Annotated in this window: 21 protein-coding genes; 11 read left to right on the plus strand and 10 right to left on the minus strand. The window is 63.6% G+C overall.

The window, feature by feature from the left end:
- The first annotated feature begins 3 nt into the window (after window positions 1-3).
- From QZ564_RS05550 to QZ564_RS05565, 4 genes are read left to right on the plus strand one after another with little or no spacing between them, the layout of a single operon-like run.
- Complete coding sequence (locus tag QZ564_RS05550; RefSeq protein WP_297105944.1) at window positions 4-1,140, plus strand: alpha-D-ribose 1-methylphosphonate 5-triphosphate diphosphatase; 1,137 nt, start codon at window positions 4-6, stop codon at window positions 1,138-1,140.
- Window positions 1,137-1,703: a phosphonate metabolism protein/1,5-bisphosphokinase (PRPP-forming) PhnN gene (gene phnN / locus QZ564_RS05555; protein WP_297105951.1), complete on the plus strand. Its 567-nt coding sequence runs from the start codon at window positions 1,137-1,139 to the stop codon at window positions 1,701-1,703. Before QZ564_RS05550 ends, phnN begins: the two co-directional genes overlap by 4 nt.
- A 55-nt stretch (window positions 1,704-1,758) precedes the next feature.
- Window positions 1,759-1,908 carry a hypothetical protein gene (locus QZ564_RS05560; RefSeq protein WP_297105954.1) on the plus strand — a complete coding sequence of 50 codons (150 nt, stop codon included), beginning with the start codon at window positions 1,759-1,761 and terminating at the stop codon, window positions 1,906-1,908.
- Window positions 1,895-2,101 (plus strand): hypothetical protein, encoded by a 207-nt coding sequence (locus QZ564_RS05565; RefSeq protein WP_297105957.1) that lies wholly within the window; start codon window positions 1,895-1,897, stop codon window positions 2,099-2,101. Before QZ564_RS05560 ends, QZ564_RS05565 begins: the two co-directional genes overlap by 14 nt.
- Before the next feature lie 57 nt (window positions 2,102-2,158).
- On the opposite strand, the gene QZ564_RS05570 is transcribed toward QZ564_RS05565, so the two are convergent.
- Complete coding sequence (locus tag QZ564_RS05570; RefSeq protein ID WP_297105959.1) at window positions 2,159-2,374, minus strand: hypothetical protein; 216 nt, start codon at window positions 2,372-2,374, stop codon at window positions 2,159-2,161.
- A 506-nt stretch (window positions 2,375-2,880) separates the two neighbouring features.
- Between QZ564_RS05570 and QZ564_RS05575 the strand changes: the two genes are divergently transcribed.
- Entirely contained in the window at window positions 2,881-3,927 is a 1,047-nt protein-coding gene (locus tag QZ564_RS05575) for a LacI family transcriptional regulator (protein ID WP_297105963.1), read from the plus strand.
- A gap of 16 nt (window positions 3,928-3,943) precedes the next feature.
- Here the strand turns inward: QZ564_RS05575 and QZ564_RS05580 are convergent, their stop codons facing one another.
- Window positions 3,944-5,758 (minus strand): ATP-binding cassette domain-containing protein, encoded by a 1,815-nt coding sequence (locus QZ564_RS05580; protein ID WP_297105966.1) that lies wholly within the window; start codon window positions 5,756-5,758, stop codon window positions 3,944-3,946.
- 251 nt (window positions 5,759-6,009) lie between these two features.
- Complete coding sequence (gene rirA / locus QZ564_RS05585; RefSeq protein WP_297105969.1) at window positions 6,010-6,465, minus strand: iron-responsive transcriptional regulator RirA; 456 nt, start codon at window positions 6,463-6,465, stop codon at window positions 6,010-6,012.
- Window positions 6,466-6,661: 196 nt separating this feature from the next.
- Between rirA and QZ564_RS05590 the strand changes: the two genes are divergently transcribed.
- Window positions 6,662-6,970 (plus strand): HU family DNA-binding protein, encoded by a 309-nt coding sequence (locus QZ564_RS05590; RefSeq protein WP_297105972.1) that lies wholly within the window; start codon window positions 6,662-6,664, stop codon window positions 6,968-6,970.
- Here the strand turns inward: QZ564_RS05590 and QZ564_RS05595 are convergent.
- From QZ564_RS05595 to QZ564_RS05610, 4 genes are all read right to left on the minus strand, one after another.
- The gene (locus QZ564_RS05595; protein ID WP_297105975.1) at window positions 6,961-8,148 is read right to left on the minus strand and encodes an ROK family transcriptional regulator; all 1,188 of its coding nucleotides are present in this window, start codon (window positions 8,146-8,148) and stop codon (window positions 6,961-6,963) included. The two genes, QZ564_RS05590 and QZ564_RS05595, sit on opposite strands and share 10 nt — an antisense overlap.
- Window positions 8,149-8,354: 206 nt before the next feature.
- Entirely contained in the window at window positions 8,355-9,293 is a 939-nt protein-coding gene (locus tag QZ564_RS05600; RefSeq protein WP_297105978.1) for an aldo/keto reductase, read from the minus strand.
- Entirely contained in the window at window positions 9,290-9,802 is a 513-nt protein-coding gene (locus tag QZ564_RS05605; protein ID WP_297105981.1) for a hypothetical protein, read from the minus strand. The genes QZ564_RS05600 and QZ564_RS05605 overlap by 4 nt, the downstream gene beginning before the upstream one ends.
- A gap of 2 nt (window positions 9,803-9,804) precedes the next feature.
- Window positions 9,805-10,197 carry a VOC family protein gene (locus tag QZ564_RS05610; RefSeq protein WP_297105984.1) on the minus strand — a complete coding sequence of 131 codons (393 nt, stop codon included), beginning with the start codon at window positions 10,195-10,197 and terminating at the stop codon, window positions 9,805-9,807.
- Window positions 10,198-10,425: 228 nt separating this feature from the next.
- On the opposite strand from QZ564_RS05610, the gene QZ564_RS05615 reads away from it, so the two are divergent.
- The 4 genes from QZ564_RS05615 (at window position 10,426) to QZ564_RS05630 (ending at window position 15,662) form a co-directional block, all read left to right on the plus strand.
- Window positions 10,426-12,006: an ABC transporter substrate-binding protein gene (locus QZ564_RS05615; protein WP_297105986.1), complete on the plus strand. Its 1,581-nt coding sequence runs from the start codon at window positions 10,426-10,428 to the stop codon at window positions 12,004-12,006.
- A gap of 72 nt (window positions 12,007-12,078) precedes the next feature.
- Complete coding sequence (locus tag QZ564_RS05620; protein WP_297105993.1) at window positions 12,079-13,059, plus strand: ABC transporter permease; 981 nt, start codon at window positions 12,079-12,081, stop codon at window positions 13,057-13,059.
- 39 nt (window positions 13,060-13,098) lie between these two features.
- Window positions 13,099-14,022, plus strand: coding sequence for an ABC transporter permease (locus QZ564_RS05625; RefSeq protein ID WP_297106019.1), 924 nt, complete (start codon window positions 13,099-13,101; stop codon window positions 14,020-14,022).
- Window positions 14,022-15,662 carry an ABC transporter ATP-binding protein gene (locus QZ564_RS05630; protein WP_297105996.1) on the plus strand — a complete coding sequence of 547 codons (1,641 nt, stop codon included), beginning with the start codon at window positions 14,022-14,024 and terminating at the stop codon, window positions 15,660-15,662. The genes QZ564_RS05625 and QZ564_RS05630 overlap by 1 nt, the downstream gene beginning before the upstream one ends.
- 88 nt (window positions 15,663-15,750) lie before the next feature.
- Here QZ564_RS05630 and QZ564_RS05635 read toward each other — a convergent pair whose 3' ends face one another.
- Window positions 15,751-16,785, minus strand: a complete 1,035-nt coding sequence (locus QZ564_RS05635) for a Gfo/Idh/MocA family oxidoreductase (protein WP_297105999.1) — start codon at window positions 16,783-16,785, stop codon at window positions 15,751-15,753.
- Window positions 16,786-16,868: 83 nt separating this feature from the next.
- Here QZ564_RS05635 and QZ564_RS05640 point away from each other — a divergent pair, with 83 nt between their 5' ends.
- Window positions 16,869-17,594, plus strand: a complete 726-nt coding sequence (locus QZ564_RS05640; protein ID WP_297106002.1) for an SIMPL domain-containing protein — start codon at window positions 16,869-16,871, stop codon at window positions 17,592-17,594.
- 42 nt (window positions 17,595-17,636) lie between these two features.
- Here the strand turns inward: QZ564_RS05640 and QZ564_RS05645 are convergent, their stop codons facing one another.
- Both QZ564_RS05645 and prpB read right to left on the minus strand, forming a co-directional pair.
- Window positions 17,637-20,297 (minus strand): EAL domain-containing protein, encoded by a 2,661-nt coding sequence (locus QZ564_RS05645; RefSeq protein WP_297106005.1) that lies wholly within the window; start codon window positions 20,295-20,297, stop codon window positions 17,637-17,639.
- A 126-nt stretch (window positions 20,298-20,423) separates the two neighbouring features.
- Window positions 20,424-21,326 (minus strand): methylisocitrate lyase, encoded by a 903-nt coding sequence (prpB, locus tag QZ564_RS05650; protein WP_297106007.1) that lies wholly within the window; start codon window positions 21,324-21,326, stop codon window positions 20,424-20,426.
- Window positions 21,327-21,412: the final 86 nt, after the last annotated feature.

Genomic DNA, 21,412 nt, shown 5'->3' on the forward strand with positions numbered 1-21,412 from the left:
GGAGTGTCCGAGACGGTCTTTTCCAATGCCCGGATCGTGCTGGCCGACGAGATTGTCTCGGGCAGTCTTCTCGTGCGCGACGGGGTGATCGTTGCCATTGATACGGCGGGCGGTGGCACCGGCGAGGACATGGGCGGCGACTTCCTGATCCCGGGCCTAGTCGAACTGCACACCGATCACCTGGAAAATCACTATCGCCCGCGGCCTGGCGTCTTCTGGGACCCGCTGGCGGCGCTGCACGCCCATGATGCCCAGATCGCCGGTTCGGGCATCACCACCGTGTTCGATGCGGTGCGTATCGGTTCGGACAATGACCTGCCCGACATGCTCCCCCATGCCCGCGAACTGGTCGGCGCCGTGCGGGCGGGGCGCGATGGCGGCTGGCTGCGCGCCGAGCATTTCATTCACTTGCGCTGCGAACTGCCCAGCCATGACGTGGTCGACCATTTCGACGCCCTGGCCGATCACCCCTCGACGCGGCTGGCCTCGGTGATGGATCACACGCCGGGCCAGCGCCAGTTCAGCTCGCTGGACGCCTATAAGCGCTTCTATGCCAAGCAGATGGGGCGCAGTCCGGAGGAATTGCAGGCCTATCTCGATGCCCGGCTGGAGGAGCACCAGCGCTATTCCGCGCCCAATCGGGCGGCCATCGTGGCGCGGGCCCGGGCCATGGGCATTGCCCTGGCCAGCCATGACGATACCACCCTGGCCCATGTCGAAGAGGCCGAGGCCGACGGCGTCGCCATCGCCGAATTTCCCACCACGCTGGAAGCGGCTTCGGCCGCCCACGAAGCCGGGCTGGCCATCCTTATGGGCGCGCCCAATGTGGTGCGGGGCCGCTCGCATTCGGGCAATATCTCGGCCACGGACCTGGTGGCCGCGGGGCTGCTTGATATTCTCAGCTCCGATTATGTGCCCTTTGCCCCGCTGCAGGCGGTGTTCCTCCTGCCCCGGCGCGTGGAGGGACTTGACCTGCCCAAGGCCCTTGCTACCGTAACGGCCAATCCCGCCCGTGCCGCCGGGCTGGATGATCGGGGCGTGATCGCCCCCGGCAAGCGGGCCGATCTGGTGCGGGTTGCAGCGCAGGCGCCGCTGCCGGTTGTGAGGGGTGTCTGGCGTGAAGGGCAAAGGGTGAGTTGAACGAGCGGCCTCCCGGAGTGCTGGTTCTGGTCGTCGGTCCCTCCGGCGTGGGCAAGGACACGCTGATCGGCGGCGCCCGCAAGGCGCTCGACGGCGACAAGCGCTTCAGCTTTGTGCGGCGCCTGGTGACGCGCCCGGCCGATATCGACCTTGAGGACCATGTGAGCCTGGAACGCGACGAGTTTGCGCGCGCCAAGCAGGCCGGCCGCTTTGCGCTGACCTGGCAGGCCCATGGACTCGACTATGCCCTGCCCATCGGGGTCGACACCGACCTGGCCCTGGGCCGGGTGGTCATTGCCAATATCTCGCGCCATGCCGTGCCCGAGGCGGTGGCCAAATATCCGCTGTGCCGGGTCATACAGATCTCGGCGGAAATATCCGTCCGGGCGGCGCGGCTGGCCCGGCGGGGACGTGAGAACCGCGATCAGATCGTGGCGCGCCTGGCCCGCGAGGGTGCGGCGTTGCCGGCCGATGTGACACCGATCGTGATCGACAATTCGAGCAGCGTCGGCATCGGGGTCACCGCCTTTGTCATGGCGCTGCGCCGCATCGCCGAGGATTGAACCCTTGGCCTGGCCTGCGCGTTGATCCCGTCCAATCCAGCGTCAGGAGTTTTCATTGTCCCGCAACAGTCTTTACGGTGTGATCGCCATCCTGGTCATCGCCCTGATTGCCTTTGGCATCTACACCTATCAGCAGCAACAGGCACGTCCCGGTATCGAAGTACGTGTCGACGAACAGGGAATTTCGATCGATGGAAACGGCTAAGGACAACCCCGAATTGCGGCACGAGGCCCTGGTGACGGCTTTGTCGGCCGAGCTCGAACGCCAGGCGGCAACCGGCGCGTCGCGCATCGATGTGGAGGCGCTGGCCAAGGCCGTCGAGGATGCATTGGATCCGGCTCCGCCCATGGGCGAGGGACGACGGCCGTCGGAATTGAACGCCACCAATGACGACTGAAAGCTGATTAGGGCATTCGGGGGAAAGGAAAAGCCGGTGGTCCCGCCACCGGCTTCATTATGCGGCCTGGTCGTCGGCCACGGCGCGGCTGACCGCCAGATGAGCGGTTTCGATCGAGGGGAAGTGCTGACCGTCCATGGCGAAGGCGGGCAGCTTCACGGCAACGAACTTGTAGCCGCCCTCTGCGGGCACAACGACGCCCTGCGGCTCACCGGCCACTTCGATAACGATGGGTCTGAGCCTTTCGGCCCGGTTCAGATTGTTTTCCTGCATGGGTGGAATCTCCACTTGCGCGTCGGTCCATCAACGAGCCGCCCTCATCTCGAGGCGGTTCGCGGGCTGGCAGCGCGGGGTCTATCGGTTTTGTGAGACGGGGATGTGACGGATCAGATCACATTCGTTTCGAGTGACAGAACCCTTGCCAGCTTTTGGGATATCGCGCGCAGGATACTACGGTCGAACACATGGCATGGATCGTGAAGGTCTTCGATGTCGTCATCGTCATTCCTCTCCTTGCGGTGTTGGACGCTTGATTGGCACGCCATTGCGGCGGCGCAATGGCAAGATAGGCAAGGCCGACCGAATTTGCCAGTGCACCTTTATGCGTATTTGCCAGAAATCGCAGAAAAGACTGGCGGCGTTCCTGCTGCCCATGAAATTCTGATATCATTTGTCAGATTAACTGACAAGTGCATGCGGCTTGCGTCGCCGCACACAATCTGATGTTCTTTGCCCACTAGCGTCCCCGTCGGTCTCCGGCGGGTCTGAGGGGAACATAGGTGTCGCAGCAAGAAGTTCCGCCCGCCACGCGCGGCAAGCGGGGGGTGAAGCCATCCGGCAAGCCCACGCTCAAGACCATCGCTCAGATGACCGGGCTGGCGGTGACCACCATTTCCCGCGCCCTGAACAATGCGCCCGAACTGGCCCAGGAAACCCGTGATCGCGTCCAGAAGATCGCTGCCGAGATCGGCTATATGCCCGACCGGGCGGCTCTGCGCCTCAAGACCGGGCGCACCAATGTCATTTCACTGATCCTGGAACCGGACGAGCAGATTTATGGTTTTGGCACCAGCCTGGTAACCGGTATTACCGAAGCCCTGCGCGACACCAGCTATCACCTGGTGATCACCCCGCTGTTCCGCAATGTACAACCGATCGAGCCGATCCAGCATATCGTGCGCAACCGCATGGCCGATGGCGTGATTTTCTCCAAGGCCGAAACCTTCGACGAGCGTATCCGCTTTCTGATCGACAGCGATTTTCCTTTTGTCAGTCACGGTCGCAGCCAATGGCCCGAACCGCATCCCTATGTCGACTACGACAATGAGGCCTATGCCTATGGCGCCACGCTGCGCCTGGCGGAAAAGGGCTGTCGCCGCGTCTCGATCGTCCTGCCCGATAGCGCCCTGACCTATACCGAACATCTCAAAGCCGGGATGGAGCGGGCGGCGCGCGAGGCCGGCATCGCCTATGAGTTTGCTGCCGACGTCAATCTGAGCAGCCCCACCGATGCCATCCGCAACTATGTCATCAAGCGCGCCAAGCGCCCCGACCGGCCCGACGGCTATGTCTGCGCTTCCGAAATCTCGGCCCTGGCCGTCATCGGTGGCCTCAACGATGTGGGCCTGATCGTTGGCCAGACCGCCCATGTCGTCACCAAGCAGGCGTCCGACATGTTCGCCCAGTTTCAGCCGGGTGCCGAAACCGTGTCGGAAGACTTCGTGGAGGCGGGGCGCAACCTGGGCAGCCTGCTCCTGCGCCGTATTCAGGGCGAAACCGAAGGCCTGCAATACATCGCCCGGCCCAAGTTCGACTGGAACAGATAATCGAGCGGCACTGGGCTCAGGAGCCCTCCAGCTCCTCGCGCAGCATTTCGAGCTCCAGCCATTGCTCCTCTGCCGCGGCCTTTTTGGTCGTCGCCGCTTCCAGCGCCTTGGACTTGGCCGCAAAACCGTTTGGGTCCTTGCTGTAGAGATCGGGCGCGGCCAGCGCCTTGTTCAGCATGGCAATCTCGGCGTCGAGCTTGTCGATTTCGGCGGGCAGGGTTTCCAGCGCATGCTTCTCCTTGAAGCTGAGCTTGCGCTTGCTGGCTGGTGGCGGAGAGGCGGGCTGCGCCCTGGGTTTATCCGCTTTTTGCGGTTTGTCGACGGCCCGCGCGGCCACACCCGAGCCACGCTGGGCCACCATGTCCGAATAGCCGCCGGCATATTCGGTCCAGCGCCCGTCGCCTTCCGCCATGATCACCGATGTGGCCACCCGGTCGAGAAAGTCGCGGTCATGACTCACCACCACGACCGTGCCGGCATAGTCCGACACCATTTCCTCGAGCAGGTCGAGCGTTTCGAGGTCGAGATCGTTGGTCGGTTCGTCGAGCACGAGGAAATTGCTCGGCAGCGCCAGCGCCCGGGCCAGCGCCACGCGCGCCCGCTCGCCACCCGACAGCTTGCCGATCGGGGTATTGGCCTGTTCGGGAGTGAACAGGAAGTCCTTCATATAGCCCACCACATGCTTGGGCTCGCCATTGATGTGGAGGGTGTCGCTGCCCCCGCCGGTGAGGGCGTCCCTGAGCCGTGTTTCCGGATCGAGCCGCGCGCGGCCCTGATCGAGCATGGCCAGTTCGAGCGCTGCGCCCTGCTTGATCGAGCCGCTGTCGGGCGCCAGCTGGCCGGTCAGCATCTTGATCAGCGTAGTCTTGCCCGCGCCATTGGGGCCGACAATCCCCACCCGGTCGCCGCGCAAGATGCGGGTTGAGAAATCCCGGACCACAGCGCGGCTGCCAAAGCTCTTGGAAATGCCTTCGGCCTCGGCGACCAGGGCGCCCGAGGTGCGGCCTTCGCTCACGGCCATACTGACCGAACCGGTCACCTTGCGCTGCTCGCGCCGCTCCTGGCGCAGATTGGCCAGCCGCTCAAGCCGACCCACATTCCGCTTGCGCCGGGCGGTGACGCCATAGCGCAGCCAGTGCTCCTCGCGCACGATTTGCCGGTCGAGCTTGTGGCGTTCTTTTTCTTCCTGCTCCAGCACCTCGTCGCGCCAAGTCTCGAAGGCGGCAAAGCCCTTTTCGATCCTGCGCGTCATGCCCCGGTCAAGCCAGACGGTGGAGCGCGACAGATCCGAAAGGAACCGCCGGTCATGGCTGATCAGCACCATGGCGGACCGCATCTGGCTCAGTTCCTCCTGCAGCCATTCGATCACCGGCAGGTCGAGATGGTTGGTCGGCTCATCGAGCAGCAGTACATCGGGTTGTGGGGCCAGCACCCGTGCCAATGCCGCGCGGCGGCCCTCGCCACCCGAAAGCGTCGCGGGGTTCTCGGCGCCGGTCAGCCCCAATGCTTCGAGCAGATATTGGGCGCGGTAGGGATCATCGCCCGGCGCCAGCCCAGCCTCGACATAGTCCAGCGTCGTCTTGAACGCGGAGAGATCGGGTTCCTGCGGCAGGTAACGGATGGTCGCGCTCGGCTCGGCAAAACGCTTGCCCGCGTCATGCTGAACCAGCCCGGCGGCAATCTTGAGTAGCGTGGACTTGCCAGAGCCATTGCGCCCCACCAGCGCGATCCGCTGTCCGGGCGAGACGATCAGTTCCGCCGCTTCGAGCAGCCTTGTGCCGCCGAAAGTCAGCTGAATGTCCTGCAGGGTGAGTAGGGGAGGCTGGGCCATTGGCTCGTGTCCGGTAAAATCGATCCGGATAGATCATAGGGGCCAGCCCAGATCAATCGGTTGGCCCGCGGAACAGGAAAAGACCGGTCAGGACGTTGAGGATCCTGACCGGCCCGGGGAGACGGTAGCAGCAAGCCCCGTCGCATTCTGGCGCTCGGACCCACAGGCCCCAAGGGGTCGCAGCGCCATGAGCGCAATCAACCACCAATAAACATGATTGTCAAACTCATATTTGAGCCTGGCAGTCAGATTTACGCTGCGGTGACGGCCTCATCGGCACTCAGCCCCAGCCGTTCCCGGATGGAGCGCTTCTTGCTGGCGAGGTCCGCAATGGTGTGGCGGCTCAAGACTTCGAAGAAGGCACCCAGCGCCTCGCGCAGCGCCCCGTTGAGGTCGCATTCCCCAATCAGCGGGCAATCGGCGCCATCCTCAAAGCACTCGGCCAGGGCGAAGTTCTCTTCGGTGAGCCGGATGGTTTCGAGCAGGGTGATCTCTTCGGCCGGCTTGCCCAGCTTGATGCCGCCATGGCGGCCGCGCACCGTCTGCAACAGGCCCGATTCCACCAGCGGCTTGATCAGCTTGAACAGGAAGAGTTCGGAAATGCCGTAGGCGCGGGCGATCTCGGCGACCCGGCTCAACCCTGGTTCGTTGACCGCGCAATAGACCAGCGTGCGGATGGCATAGTTGGATTGGCGGGTCAGTCTCACAGGACACCTTTCTGCTCTTGGGGGCAGGCGGTTCTCGCCAGCGTCGCACCCCTTCTATTCCGGTCTGTAACTTATAACCATTCTAAAAAAAGTCAAGAATTCCTGAAGGCGACGGTCATGTTTGTTGGTGCCTGTTCGGACTGGACAGCAGCTTTAGTTCCACCTATGAATTTAATGGGGCAGGAGGAGGACTTGTGTGGAGAAAACGGTTACTCGCGCCATGTTAGGCGAGCGCGTTGCCGACGCGACGGGCCTGTCAAAACAGGACACCGCGCTGATTGGTGAGCGGATGTTCGAACTGATCGGGTCAGCGTTGAAACGCGGTGAATCGGTCAAGCTCAGCGGCTTTGGCACGTTCGACGTCCGCACGCGGGCCGAACGAGTCGGCCGCAATCCCAGGACCGGTGAGGAACATCGCATTGCGCCGCACCAGACCGTGGTGTTGATCCCGAGCGCCCGCTTGCGGGACGCGCTGGACAGCGCGCAGGCCAAAACTCAAAAATAGCGGCGGTAAAGCGTCATTTCGGCGGCGCCCATGGCCGGCGCCAGCGGCCCCAGCCGGCCCATAGTTACGCGCGGGGCGCGGAAGCCTCTGGTCGTCAGGCTCTCCAGTTCTGCCGAAAGCCTCTGGGCCAGCCTTGCGGTGACGTCGCTTCCCAGATCAGTGTCCAGGATGACAACGGGCCGTTCGAGGATCATGGAGGTATTGTGGATGATCTGGGCCAGCGCCTGGGCAGCGTCGCCTATCCAGGTATCGATATGGGTCGCGATGGCCGCCATGTCCCATTCCGAGACCGGGCGCTGTGCGTCGGCATAGCCAGCATTGGCCAGACGGGTTCTGAGGCCGCAAAGCGAAGCAACGCGGTGCACCAATTGCGGGGGCGCCTGCCCGACGCTGACCAACATCGAGCCCAGATCGACCGCATGCCCGGTTGGGCCCTCCCAAAGCGTGCCATCGCTGACCATGCCGGCCAGCAAGACCTGTGACACCAGAAGGAAAATGACATTGGCCGGCCGCGGCGGCTCCAGGGTCAGCAGTTCCGCCCAGCAGCCCGCATTGCCGTCATTGAGCAGGCTGATCTCGAGATTGGTGCGCTTGCGCAATTCCTCCACGGGGTCGAGATCCTGCCAAAGGGCTGCCTGCTCTGGCGGCGCGCCGAGCAGGTCGAGGTCGCGGGTCAGCGAGCCCGGCATGGCCAGGCCCAGGTCGAGCAATCTGGAACGCCGGTCCTCGCGCAGGCTTGCCGCAAATTCGGCGATCAGCGCACCGAGCCGATCAAACAGCGTCCGGGCATCGGGATAGGCATAATCCTCGTGGTGATGGCGCAGCACCTTGGTGTGCATGTTGACCAGCGTCATCTCCATATGCCGCCAGCCGATCTCGATCCCGATGGCAAATCCACCATTCTCATTGAGAAATATGGGGGTGGCTGGCTGGCCGCGCCGTCCGCGCAGCACCGGACCGCGAATGATCAGCCCCTCGCGCTCCAGATCGGTCAGGATGGCCGAGACCGTCTGCGGCGCCAGGTCCGATATGCGGGAAATCTCGGCGTTGGACGCGCCGGCGTTGAACGCCACCACCGTCAGCACGGTCTTTTCATTAGCCCGGCGGACCACGGCCGGGCGCATGCCGCGGCGGCCCGGCTCAAAGACGTCGCGTGTCAGCTCCTGACGTGTAGGCATCTAGGACAGGGCTCCTGTCGTCGGCGAAAACTGGGGTTGTTGCCAGTGGAGGGCGCATATGACCGCGGCGTGGTGCTGCCGGTCAGCGCAGGGAGGGATACGATAGAGGCAAAGGCATGCCAGCTTCGATAGTGACTCGTCAAGTTGGTGCGGTACCCATGCGCTGCGCTCGGCGGGCCGGGGGCACGCGCCAATTGCCGCAATGTTCATTGGCCGCTGCTGGTCAGCAGGTTCAGGGCCTCCTCGTTCAACGTCAGCTTCACCCCGCGCACCAGGCTCTCGAGCTGATCGACCGAAGTGGCCGAAGCGATCGGCGCGCTGACGCCGGGTTGCGCCACCAGCCAGGCCAGAGCCACTTCCGCCGGCGTTGCATCCAGTTCGGCCGCCACCTGATCGAGGGCACCCAGAATGCTCAGGCCCCTGGTATTGAGATATTGGCTGGCGCCATGGCCCCGCGGCGACTGCCCCAGATCCTCCTGGCTGCGATATTTCCCGGTCAGGAACCCCGAGGCCAGACTGTAATAGACCACCGCCCCGACCTCATTGTCGATCAGATAGGGGCGCAGCGCGTCGAAGGCCTCGCGGTCATAGAGGTTGTAGCGGTTCTGCGTCACTTCATAGCGCTGCAGCGATTTGACGATCGCGGTCTGCTGGGCCTCTTCCAGCATCGGCCTGGTATAGTTGGAAGCCCCGATGACACGCACCTTGCCGGCCCGGATCAGCGTGTCATAGGCCTCCAGCGTCTCCTCATGAGGAGTTTCGGCGTCGGGCCAGTGGCTGAAATAGAGATCGATATAGTCGGTCTGCAATCGCTTCAGCGACGCCTCGATGCCCGTCTTGATGGCCTCGGCCCCAAGGCCCCCCGGCTGCTTGCCGGAATTGACCTTGGTAAAGATGTGAACGCTGTCGCGATTGCCGCGAGCCTTGAGCCATTTGCCGATGATGGTCTCGCTCATGCCCGGGGGATTGCCGGGCACCCAATTGGGATAGCCCTCGGCCGTGTCGATGGCGCTGAAGCCGGCCTCGACAAAGGCGTCGAGAATGTCGAAGCCCCGGGCTTCATCGACCGTCCAGCCAAAGACATTGCCGCCCAGCACCAGGGGTTCGATGACCAGTTCACTGCGGCCGAGGGGGCGACGATTCATTGTGCAACTCCATTGTCTGTCTTGGACCCAACGCCCGGCTCGCTGATTTGTTCGACCGGCGGCACGCGCGGCGCGCACCATTGCAGCGCCTCGGTGATCGACCGGTACGAGCCGGAAAGGTCGAGAAAGGCAAAGGCGCCCTCTTCGTCCGCCGCGTGGCGCAGATAGACGAAGCTGCCGTGACGCAGCCCGTCCAGCAGCCAGCCCTCCGGATCGTCGAGGCGCGCGCCATAGACGCTGCTATCCGCCCGCGCCGCCATTTTGCGCGTCTCGCGGTCCAGCGTCATCTCCCAGGTGCCGGCATCGCCACCCGGGCGGCTCGAATGGATATAGAGGCCCGTCGCAAAATCATCTTCGCAGCGCACCGCCAGGCAGGTGAAATCGGCATTGGTCGAACCACGCGCGCAACCCAGGCTCGCCCGATCCCCTTCGCCCGGCAGCGGCGAATAATGCCAGCCCGGTGCCTGTCCTGTCGCCGACAGGATGGGTGCCAGAGCATAAGCAAACATTGTCAGCGCTGCGGCTCGATAAGATCCCATTTGTTTCCATATAGATCGGCGAACACAGCAACCGTCCCATAGGGCTCGTGCCGCGGCGCCTCGAGGAACTGAACACCATTGGCCAGCATGCGGGCATGGTCGCGGCCGAAATCGTCGGTTTCGAGGAAAAACATCACCCGCCCGCCGGCCTGGTTGCCCAGGGCGGCCTCCTGCGCCGGGCTATCCGCCCTGGCCAGCAGCAACTGCGCGCCGCCGCTGCCCGGTGGAGCCATTACCACCCAGCGCTTGCCGCCACCAAGTGGGGTGTCTCCCACGAGCGCAAAGCCGACTGCATCACGATAAAAGGCAATGGCCTCGTCATAGTCTTTGACGACCAGGGCGATGGTGGCGATCGATTGCGTCATCGCTCAAGCTGAATTCAGCGCCGCCGCCGCGTCAAGCCCCGGTCTGGGCAACCGAACGGATCGCGCCAGAACCGTCCATTTCTGTGGATTGCCCATTTGGCCGTGATTATGTTGACCAAACGGTCAACGATTCCCGTTGCGCTCTTGTGAAATCTACGCTTTGGTGTCGCCCAAGCCACCTTTGGGTATCCATTGAGATGGCGTTTTTTAAGGAACGGGAGACTTTTCATGCAAACATCACTGACCCGTATCGCGGCGGTTCTTGTCGCCTCCACGATGCTCGCCGGTGTTGCCCAGGCCGAGACGGTCCGCTGGGCGCGCTCGTCCGATGCGCTCACGCTGGATCCGCATTCGCAGAACCAGGGCGTCACGCACACTTTCGCTCACCATATTTACGAGACCCTGCTTGGCCGCGACGTCGAGGGTAATTTGACCCCGCGCCTGGCTACCGAATGGTCGATCAAGGAAGGCGACGACACCGTCTGGGTGTTCAAGCTGCGCGAAGGCGTCAAATTCCATGACGGCGCCGACTTCACCGCTGAGGACGTTGTGTTCTCGCTCGATCGCGCGCGTTCGGAAGGCTCTAACATGAAGCAGCTTCACGCCGAAGTTGCCGAAGTGCGCGCCGTCGACGACTACACCGTCGAAGTGCAGATGGTGGGCCCGAGCCCGCTCTATCCCAACAACGTCACCAACACCTTCATGATGGACAAGACCTGGTCGGAAGCCAACAACGTCCAGGAAGTGCAGGATTTTGCGGCGGGCGAGACCAACTATGCGGTGCTCAATACCAATGGCACCGGTCCCTATGAGCTGACCTCGCGCGAAGTCGATGTCCGCTCGGTCCTCACCTATAACGAGGACTGGTGGGGCGAGACCCCGGCGGTGACCGAGATCGTCTATCTGCCCATCGCCGACAACGCGACCCGCATTGCCGCCCTGCTGTCGGGTGACGTCGATATCGTCCAGGACGTTCCGGTTCAGGATATTGAGCGCCTGCAGAATTCGGCCGGCTTCAAGGTCGAGACTGGCCCGGAAAACCGCGTCATCTATTTCGGCTACAAGTTCGGCGAAGAGCCCCTGCGCTCCTCCAACATCACCGACAGCAACCCGTTCAACAACCCGCTGGTGCGCGAAGCCATGGAGCTGGCGCTCGATCGGGATGCCATCCAGCAGGTGGTGATGCGCGGCAACTCCATCCCGACCGGCGTGGCGACCCCGCCCTTCGTCAATGGCTGGACCGAAGAGCTTGACCAGTATCCCGCGCCCAATGTGGAGCGCGCCAAGGAACTGCTGGCCGAAGCCGGCTATCCGGACGGCTTCTCGGTGACCCTGGACACGCCGAACAACCGCTATGTCAATGACGAGGCGATCTCGACCGCCTTCGTGGGCATGTTGGGTCAGATCGGTATCGATGCCACCCTGGCCTCGCGTCCGATTGCCGAGCACAGCCCGGTCATCCTGGGCGGTGAAACCGACCTTTACCTGCTGGGCTGGGGCGTGCCGACCTTCGACAGCGCCTATATCTTCAACGATCTGGTGCACTCCAAGACCGACACCCATGGCACCTACAATGTGGGTGGCTATTCGAACCCCGAACTGGACGAGAAGATCATCTCGCTGGGTACCGAAACCGATCTCGACAAGCGCAATCAGACCATTGCCGAGATCTGGGAAGTCGTGAAGGGCGATCGCGTGCTGCTGCCGGTGCACAACCAGGTTCTGGCCTACGCCATGCGTGAGGACATCACCCTGCCGGTGCACCCGGAAAACCAGCCGAGCATGACCACGGTCGAGTTCGCCGAGTAAGCGTCCTGCAATCCTGAACCGTCGCGCGGAGCGTTTTCGCCCTCGCGGCGGTTCTCAGTTATGGAGGGCCCCATGCTGGCCTTCATCGCGCGACGGCTGTTCCAGTCTGTCATCGTCATGCTCGCGGTGGCTTTCATCGCATTCATGGTCTTCCGCTATGTCGGCGATCCGGTCAGCTCCATGCTGGGCCAGGATTCGACCATGGCCGACCATGAGGCGCTGCGTGAGCGCCTGGGCCTCAATGAGCCCTTCTACATTCAGTTCTACCACTTCGTGGTCAATGCCCTGCAGGGCCAGTTCGGCATCTCCTACCGCCTGCAGCAGCCGGTGAGCCAATTGATCATGGAGCGCCTGCCAGCCACCATCGAGCTGGCCTTCGCCTCGGCCTCCATTGCCCTGGTTCTCGGCGTCGTGCTGGGCATCTATACCGCGCTGCGGCCGCGCGCTTTCTCCACCGGCGTCATCATGACCGCCTCGTTGATCGGTGTGTCGCTCCCCACCTTCCTCATCGGTATCGGCCTCATCTATGTCTTTGCCGTCGAACTCAAGGTGCTGCCCTCTTTCGGGCGCGGCGAAGTTATCAATCTGGGCTGGTGGCGCACCGGGCTGCTGACCGAATCCGGCCTGCGTTCGCTCATCCTGCCGGCCATCACCCTGTCGCTGTTTCAGTTGACGCTGATCATGCGCCTGGTCCGGGCCGAAATGCTCGAAGTGCTGCGCACCGATTATATTCGCTTCGCCCGGGCGCGCGGCCTCAGTCAGCGGGCCATCAATTTCGGCCATGCCCTCAAGAACACCATGGTGCCTGTCATCACCATCACCGGCCTGCAGCTGGGTTCGGTGATCGCCTTTGCCATCATCACCGAGACGGTGTTCCAGTGGCCCGGCGTGGGCTCGCTCTTCGTCAACTCCGTTGCCGTCGTCGACGTGCCGGTCATGGCCGCTTACCTCGTCTTTGTGGCGCTGGTCTTCGTGGTCATCAACCTCATCGTTGATATCTTGTACTTCATCGTCGATCCGCGCCTGCGCGACGGCGCCAAATCCGGGAGGTAGTCGGTGACCGATCTGCCCCATTCCCCCGAGCAGCCCGTGGTGGCCGCCAAGACCTCGCGTTGGAAGACTTTCCTCAAGTCTGACATTGTCTGGTCCTACCGGCATTCGCCGGTCACCATCGTTGCCTCGATCGTCGCGCTGGTGCTGATCCTGATGGCGGTCTTTGCACCCTGGCTGGCGCCCTATGATCCGTTCAATCCGGCCACGCTGAACCTGATGGACGGGTTCACCGCGCCCAATTCCAATTCCTTTGGCGGGCGTTACTTCATCCTGGGCACCGACAATCAGGGCCGCGATGTGCTCTCGACCATCATGTATGGCTCGCGGGTCTCGCTCTTCGTCGGTTTCTCGGCCACCCTCTTCGCCATGGTGATGGGTGTCGGGCTGGGCCTGGTCGCCGGCTATCTCGGCGGCATCTGGGACGCCATCATCATGCGCGTCGCCGATGTGCAGCTGAGCTTCCCCGCCATCCTGATTGCGCTGCTGATTTTCGGCGTGGCGCGGGGCCTCATTCCACCCAACCAGCAGGAAAGCGCCGCCATCTGGGTGCTGATCCTGGCCATTGGCCTGGCCAACTGGGCCCAGTTCGCGCGCACGGTGCGCGGCGCCACCATGGTCGAGCGGCAGAAGGATTATGTCTCGGCGGCCCGCATTCTGGGCGTCAATCCCTTCATCATCCTGCTCCGCCACGTGCTGCCCAATGTCATGGGTCCGGTGCTGGTCATCGGCACCATCGGATTGGCGCTGGCCATTATCGAGGAAGCAACACTCTCCTATCTCGGCGTCGGCGTGCCGCCCACCCAGCCCTCGCTCGGAACGCTGATCCGCATCGGCCAGCAATTCCTGTTCTCCGGTGAATGGTGGATCCTGCTGTTCCCGGCCGTCACCCTTGTCCTGCTCGCCCTGTCGGTCAACCTTCTGGGTGACTGGCTGCGTGACGCCCTCAACCCGAAGTTGCGCTGATGACCGAGCCCGTACTCTCCATCAAGGATCTCGTGGTTGAGTTCCCCTTCCGCGACGACGTCTTCCGCGCCGTGGACGGGGTCAGCTTCGATATCATGCCCGGCGAAGTGCTGGGCGTGGTCGGCGAATCCGGCGCCGGCAAATCCATGACCGGCTCAGCCGTCATCGGCCTGATCGAACGGCCCGGCCATATCGCGGCGGGGGAAATCCGCCTCAAAGGCGAGCGCATCGACAATCTGCCTGAAGAGGCCAAGGCCAAATTGCGCGGCAAGCGCATCGGCATGGTGTTCCAGGACCCGCTGACCAGCCTCAACCCGCTCTATACGATCGGGGAACAGCTGATCGAAACCATCCGCACCCATCTGCCACTCAATGAGGCCGAAGCGCGCCAGAAGGCCATCGACCTGCTCTCCGAGGCGGGCATTCCCAAGGCGGCCGAACGCATCGACTCCTATCCGCACCAGTTCTCGGGCGGCATGCGCCAGCGCGTGGTGATTGCGCTCGCCATCGCGGCCGAGCCGGAACTGATCATCGCCGACGAGCCCACCTCGGCGCTCGACGTGTCGGTGCAGGCCCAGATCATCAAGGTGCTCAAGAAGCTCTGCGCCAATCATGGCGCCGCGGTCATGCTGATCACCCATGACATGGGCGTCATCGCCCAGACGGCGGACCGCATGGTGGTGATGCATCAGGGCAAGGTGGTGGAGACCGGCACGGTGGGCGACATCATCCGCCGCCCGCAGGAGCCCTATACCATCAAGCTGATCAATTCGATCCCGACCATCCAGCGCCAGGCCGGCGACGTGACGCCCGCTGAGGCGGCCAATGACGATGGCGCCTATGTGCAGATCAAGCATCTGGTGCGCGATTTCGAGATCGGCGGCGGCGGCTTCCTCAAGCTCCTGCCCGGCAAGGTCGAGATGTTCCGCGCCGTCAACGATGTCAGCTTCGCCATCGAAAAGGGCAAGACCTTTGGCCTTGTGGGCGAATCCGGTTCGGGCAAGTCCACCTGCGCCAAGATGATCGTTGGGCTGTTGCGGCCCACATCGGGCACCATCACCGTCGATGGCCACGATATCTGGGCCGGCGGGGCCGGGCACCAGGAGCGGCGCAAGCGCGTACAGATGATCTTTCAGGACCCCTATGCCAGCCTAAATCCACGCTGGAGGGTGGCCGACATCATCGCCGAACCGATGCGGACCCTGGGCATTGCCCGCAACCGCACCGAGGTCGAGCAGCGCGTCGCAGAACTGCTGACCCGCGTTCGCCTCGATCCGTCGGTCATGCGGAAATTCCCGCATGAATTCTCCGGCGGTCAGCGCCAGCGCATCGCCATTGCCCGGGCGCTTTCCAGCCAGCCCGAGTTCATTGTCTGCGACGAGCCCACCTCGGCGCTCGACGTCTCGGTGCAGGCCCAGGTGCTCGACCTGATGCAGGAATTGCAGGACGAATTCGGCCTGACCTATCTGCTCATCAGCCACAATCTGGCGGTGGTGCGGCAGATGTCGAGCGCGGTGGGCGTGCTGCACAATGGCGTGCTGGTCGAAAAGGGGCCCACCGACGCCATCTTCGACAATCCGCAGGCCGACTACACCAGGATGCTGCTCGACGCCGTGCCGGATATTTCCCGGGTGGCATAGCCAAACAAGGCCCCCTCACCCGGCCTTAGGCCGGCAGCTCCCTCTGGGGGAGAGATCGCCGCAAAGCGGCGGGTGAGGGGCCTTCAAGCTAAACTTCCACCCGTTTCCCCTCTTGGCCCGAGCGGATCAGCGCATCGATCAGGCGATGCACGCTGAGCGCGGTGTGGCCGGTTGAAACCGGCTGGCGGCCCTGCTGCACGGCCTCGGCAAAATCAGCGATCTGGGCCATGTGCCAGTCGAAGGGAAAGGCCATCGGATCGGCGCCGCCGCCGGACGAACTGGCTTCCCCGACGGTCTCATTGCGCCCGTCGAACCAGTTGAGGGTGAGGTTGCCCCCGGTCAGCGTGGCGCTGGCCTTGTCGAAATTGAGCGTCAGGCTTTCGGGGCCGCCGGGAAAATTGGCCGTGGTGGCCATCAGCCCGCCCACTGCGCCGTTGGCAAATTCCAGGCCCCCGGCAACGAAGTCTTCGGTTTCCATCTGGTGCAGGCCGGTGGTGGCCGAGAGGGCGGTCACCGCCTTGACCGGGCCGGTCAGGCTCAGCATCAGGTCGAGCGAATGGATCGCCTGGGTGATCAAGACGCCGCCGCCATCCTGGGCGAAGCTGCCACGGCCCGGCTTGTCGTAATACCCCTCTTGCGGGCGCCACCATGGCACGACCAGGTGCACGGCCTGCAAATCGCCCAGTTCGCCGCTCGCCACCTTCTCGGCCAGCGCCATTGAGGCGGCGCGGAAGCGGTGTTGGAAGATGATGCCCAGCGTCACGCCGGCCTCGTCACACGCGGCAACGATGCGCTCAGCGGCCGCGGTGGAGCGCTCCACCGGCTTTTCCATCAGCACATGCTTGCCCGCCTTGGCGGCGGCGGCCACGATCTCCTCGCGGGCATTGGGCGGGGTCAGCACCAGGATGGCATCGACCCCCGGGTCGGCCAGCATGGCCTCATAGCTCTCGGCGGCCGGCATGTCATATTCAGCGCAGAACCGGTTCAGTTCATCCCGATTGCGTCGCCACACACCGCGCACCGCGATCTTGTCCTTGAGCGCGTTGAGTGCCTGCGCATGCGGCTTGGCGGCCATTCCCGCGCCCACCACGCCCAATCCGAACTTGCCCTGTTCATGCGCCATTCAGCCGCCTCCTTCTATGCCATGGTCGCGCCATCATCGCGGCGCTCAACTCCCCTCCGGGGACATTGATAGAGGGACCTATCATGAGAATCGCTGGAATTGTTGCTGCTCTTTTCGTGGCGGCCGGAATTGCGCTGGCCGGCTGGTTTGTCGGCACCTCGCTGGTGGAAAGCCGCCAGCCGCTGCGGGTGGTGACGGTCAAGGGGCTTTCTGAACGTGCCGTCGAGGCCAATCTGGGCTTCTGGCCCATCCGCTTCGTGGCCACCGGGCCCAGCCTGCAGGCGGCGCGCACGAGCCTTGAGGCCTCCGAGGCGGCGGTGCGCGCCTTCCTGGCCGATCGCGGCTTTGCCGAAGACGAGATACAGGTGCAGAACGTGCTCGTCGAGGATCGCGCGGCCGGCTACAGCGCTTCCTCGATGAACGACGAATATCGCTTCGTTTTGACCGAGGACATGCTGGTCACCACCGACCGCGTGCAGGATTTGGCAGATGCCAGCCGTTCGGTGGCCGATCTGCTGCGGCAGGGCGTGGTGTTTTCCTCCGACGCCTATAGCGCCGGCGCCAGCTTCGTGTTCACCGGCATCAATGACCTCAAAAGCGAGATGCTGACCGAAGCCACCCAGCGCGCCAAGGAGACAGCCGAGCAGTTCGCCGCCGAATCCGGCGCGCAGGTGGGCGATATCCAAACCGCCAATCAGGGTGTGTTCGAAATCCTGCCGGCTGTCGAGATTCCCAATGACCGGCCGGAAAAGCAGATCGACAAGAAGGTACGCGTGGTCACCACCATCACCTATTTCCTGGTCGACTGAGGGCGATCACCTGACGACCCGCCTGGTGTTGCCGGGCGGGTTTCAGCCCGCCTGCCGGTGCCGCCCGCGATCGAGGAACTCTTCCAGCATCGCGCGGTCCATGGGCTTTGCCAGCGCATAGCCCTGCAACACATCACAGCCCAGGCCCCTCAGGATTTCGACATGCTCGAGCGTCTCGACGCCTTCGGCGACGATCTCGATATCCATGGATTTGCCGATATCCACGATTGAGGCCACCAGCTGGCGCTGCGCCGGCTGGTTGAGGATGGGATCGATCAGCTGGCGGTCGATCTTGAGCCGGCGCGGATGCAGCTTCTGCAGCGACACGATCGAGGCATAGCCGGTGCCGAAATCATCGATCTCGACATCGATGCCCAATTCCTTGATCTGGTCGATATTCCAGGCCACCACCCCGTCATTCTCGTCCAGATAGATGGACTCGACCAGCTCGAAGGCGAGCCGTCCGGGCGGTAGCGGCAAGGCCCGGAGGCTGTCGACAAGGCCTTCGTCATGCAGCCGCCGCAGCGAGACATTGACCGAGACCCGCGGCACGCTGAGCCCCTTGCTGTCCCAGCGGGAAAGATCGCCCAGGGCCTGCTCCAGGATCAGCTTGTCGATCTGGGCCACCACATTGAGCTCTTCGGCGACATCCATGAAATAATCCGGCGCCTTGATGCTGCCATCGGCATGCCGCCAGCGGGCCAGGGCCTCGACCCCAATCACTTCCAGGGTCTGGGCATCGAACTGCGGCTGATAGACGGCAAAGAAGGCGTCCCGCTCCAGCCCCTTGAGGATTTCGTCGGCCACCCGCTTGGTGTTGACCACCTCAGCCTGCAGGGCCTCGGAAAAGAACTCGTGACGGTTCCGGCCCAGGGCCTTGGCGCGGTAGAGCGCAATGTCGGCATTGACCAGCAACTGGTTGACATTGATGTCCGCCGAACGGCAGACGGCCACGCCAATGCTGACGCCGAAACGAACCTCATGTCCCTCATGCTGGGTGGGCCGGCGCATCTCGCGCACGATGCGGTCGGCCATCAGGCGCAGCCGCGCATCGCTCGAGCCGGCGCTGGAGACGATGACGAACTCGTCCCCGCCGATGCGGGCCACGAAATCGGTTTCCCGGCAATTGGCGCGCAGCACCTTGCTGGCGTGGATCAGCATGGCATCACCCGCGGCATGGCCGAGCGTGTCGTTGATCTGCTTGAAACGGTCCAGGTCGATATGCAGGAGCGCAATCGACCCGCTGCCGTGATAGCCATCGGCAGCGTGCCGCTTGAGCATGTCGTCCAGATAGCGCCGGTTCGGCAGCCCGGTGAGGCTGTCATGCAGCGCATTGTGCTCGATGCGGATACGGGCCGCTTCCAGATCGTTGCTGCGCGCCTCTGCCTGCTGCTTGGCGCGGCGCAGATCGTCATTGAGCCTGACATCGCTGGTCACGTCCCAATTGACGCCGACCACCTTGTCGGGCTGACCGGGCTCGGTATAGAGCGCGCCCACGGAGCGGACATAGCGGATTTCGCCATCGGGGAGCAGCACCCGATAGTCGGTCTCGTAATAGCCCGAGGTGATCATCTGGCGGAACGTGGCCTCGGCACGCTCGCGATCATCGGGATGTACGGCCTGTTTCCAATGCTCATGCGTGCGGGCACCGCCATCAGCCGGCAGGCCGTAGATCTCGTTGTTGCGGTCGTCCCAGGTCTCGACATCGGTCGTCATGTCCAGCTCCCAGACCCCGACCTTGGACACATCCAGCGCCAGGTTGAGGCGGCGGGTCAGCCGGGCCAGCTGGCTCTCACGCTCACCCAGCTGATGGATATGCTCATGACGTTCGCGGATCATGCGGCCGGTCACGTAGATGGGGAACAGGATAAGGGCTCCGGCGGCCAGGATCAGGCCGCGCAGTGCCCAGGTCGTCAACGGATCGGTACCCCATCCCGCCTTGGGGGCAGCAGCGATTTGCCAGCTGCCGGAGGGCAGCACGACCGTGGCCTTGACCGGGTCGGCAGCGCTCAAATCGGGGCCGTAAAAGCGCTCGCCCAGCCCGCCGGTACCGTCATGGCCGGAGATCGAGATGTTGAGCGGCAGATCGGGATCGAGCAAGCCGCTATCGGCATAGAGCTGGTTGACGTCGACCACAGCCGAGACCAGCCCCCAGAACTTGCGATCGTCTCCCTCGCCGGTAAAAACCGGGAACCTGCCGACAAAGCCCTGCCCGCCCTGGACCAGGTTTACGGGGCCGGCAATGTTGAGCTGACCGGTTTCGAGGACCTTGCGCACCGCTGGCCATTGTGCTGGCACGTGGCGGTAGTCGAGCCCGATGGCCGCTTCATTGCCGGCCAGGGGATAGGTCATGGTGATGACGAGACCCGGCGCTGCGGCGACCGACCGCAATTGGCTGCCCTCATCGAAGATATTGCTTACCAGGGCATCATAGCGGGCCTGATCCATGTCCGGCTCGGTGGAAATGACCGCAACCAAGCCCTTGATCAGCTGGATATTGCCGGAAACATGGCCTTCCAGCTTGGCGCGGATCACCGAGATCTGGTTGAGCGCATCGGCCCGCAACCGGCTTTCGGCCAATTGCTGGTGCAGACGGTCGACCACAATGGCGGCCACCAAAACGGCCGCCAGCGCAAACAGCACCGGCAAAGCCATGGTGCGGCGCCAGTCGCCACGCTGTTCTGCTGCCCGAACCTCTTTCATGCTTCCGCTCAATGCCCATGACACCTTCTGTGTCCAAGGGCTGACCATAGGCCGGGGAAGCTTGACGAGGTGCTTACCGCGCCCGCGACTTGCAGGCGTGGTAAATGGACTGCAAACCCGCTGGGGTCAGGGCACGACGGTTTTGATGATCGAGGCGTCGAGCGCCTCATAGTCATGCAGGCCAATCACGTCATAGAGCTCCTGGCGGGTCTGCATCTCGTCCAGCATGGCCTTGGTGCCGCCATCGCGCTTGATGGTGGCGTAGAGCTTTTCCTGCGCCTTGTTGGCCACGCGCAGCGAGGACACCGGCCAGATCACCATGGCGTAGCCCAGCGCCTCGAACTCGGATGCCGTCTGGTAGGGCGTGCGGCCGAACTCGGTCATGTTCGCAAGAAGCTTGACCCCCGGCATGGCCTTGGCGAAGTCGCGGAACATGTCGATGCTGGTCAGCGCCTCGGGGAAGATCGCATCCGCCCCGGCCTCGACATAGAGTTTGGCACGGGCCACCGCGCCCTCGAAACCTTCGCTGGCCGCAGCATCGGTACGGGCGATGATCACCATGTCGCGACGCGCCTTGGCGGCGGCAGCGACCTTGGCGGCCATGTCATGGGCATCGGCCAGTTTCTTGTCGTTGAGATGCCCGCATTTCTTGGGGAGGAGCTGGTCTTCCAGATGCACCGCGCCCGCGCCGGCCTCCTCGAATGTGCGCACCATATGCATCACATTGAGCGCCTCGCCATAGCCGGTATCGCCATCGACCAGCAGCGGCAGGCCGGAGGCGCGGGCGATCTGGCGGATGAAAAAGGCCACTTCGTCCACAGTGATGACGCCCAGATCGGGCAGGCCCATGGAGGCGGTCATGGCGGCGCCAGAGAGATAGAGCCCTTCGAAGCCGGCATTCTTGGCCTGGATGGCGGCATGGCCATTATGGGCGCCGGGGAGCTGCAAAATCTGCGGGCGGTTCAGCAGGGCGCGGAAACGGCTGCCGGCGCTTTCACGGGGCAGGTCGGCGGAAACCAGATAGGGCATTGGCGTTACGCCTCCTTGCGATCCTTGAGCGGCACGAAGGCGAGGTCTTCGGGCCCGGTGTAATTGGCCGATGGGCGGATGATCTT

Source organism: uncultured Devosia sp., assembly GCF_913055165.1.
Lineage (GTDB): Bacteria > Pseudomonadota > Alphaproteobacteria > Rhizobiales > Devosiaceae > Devosia.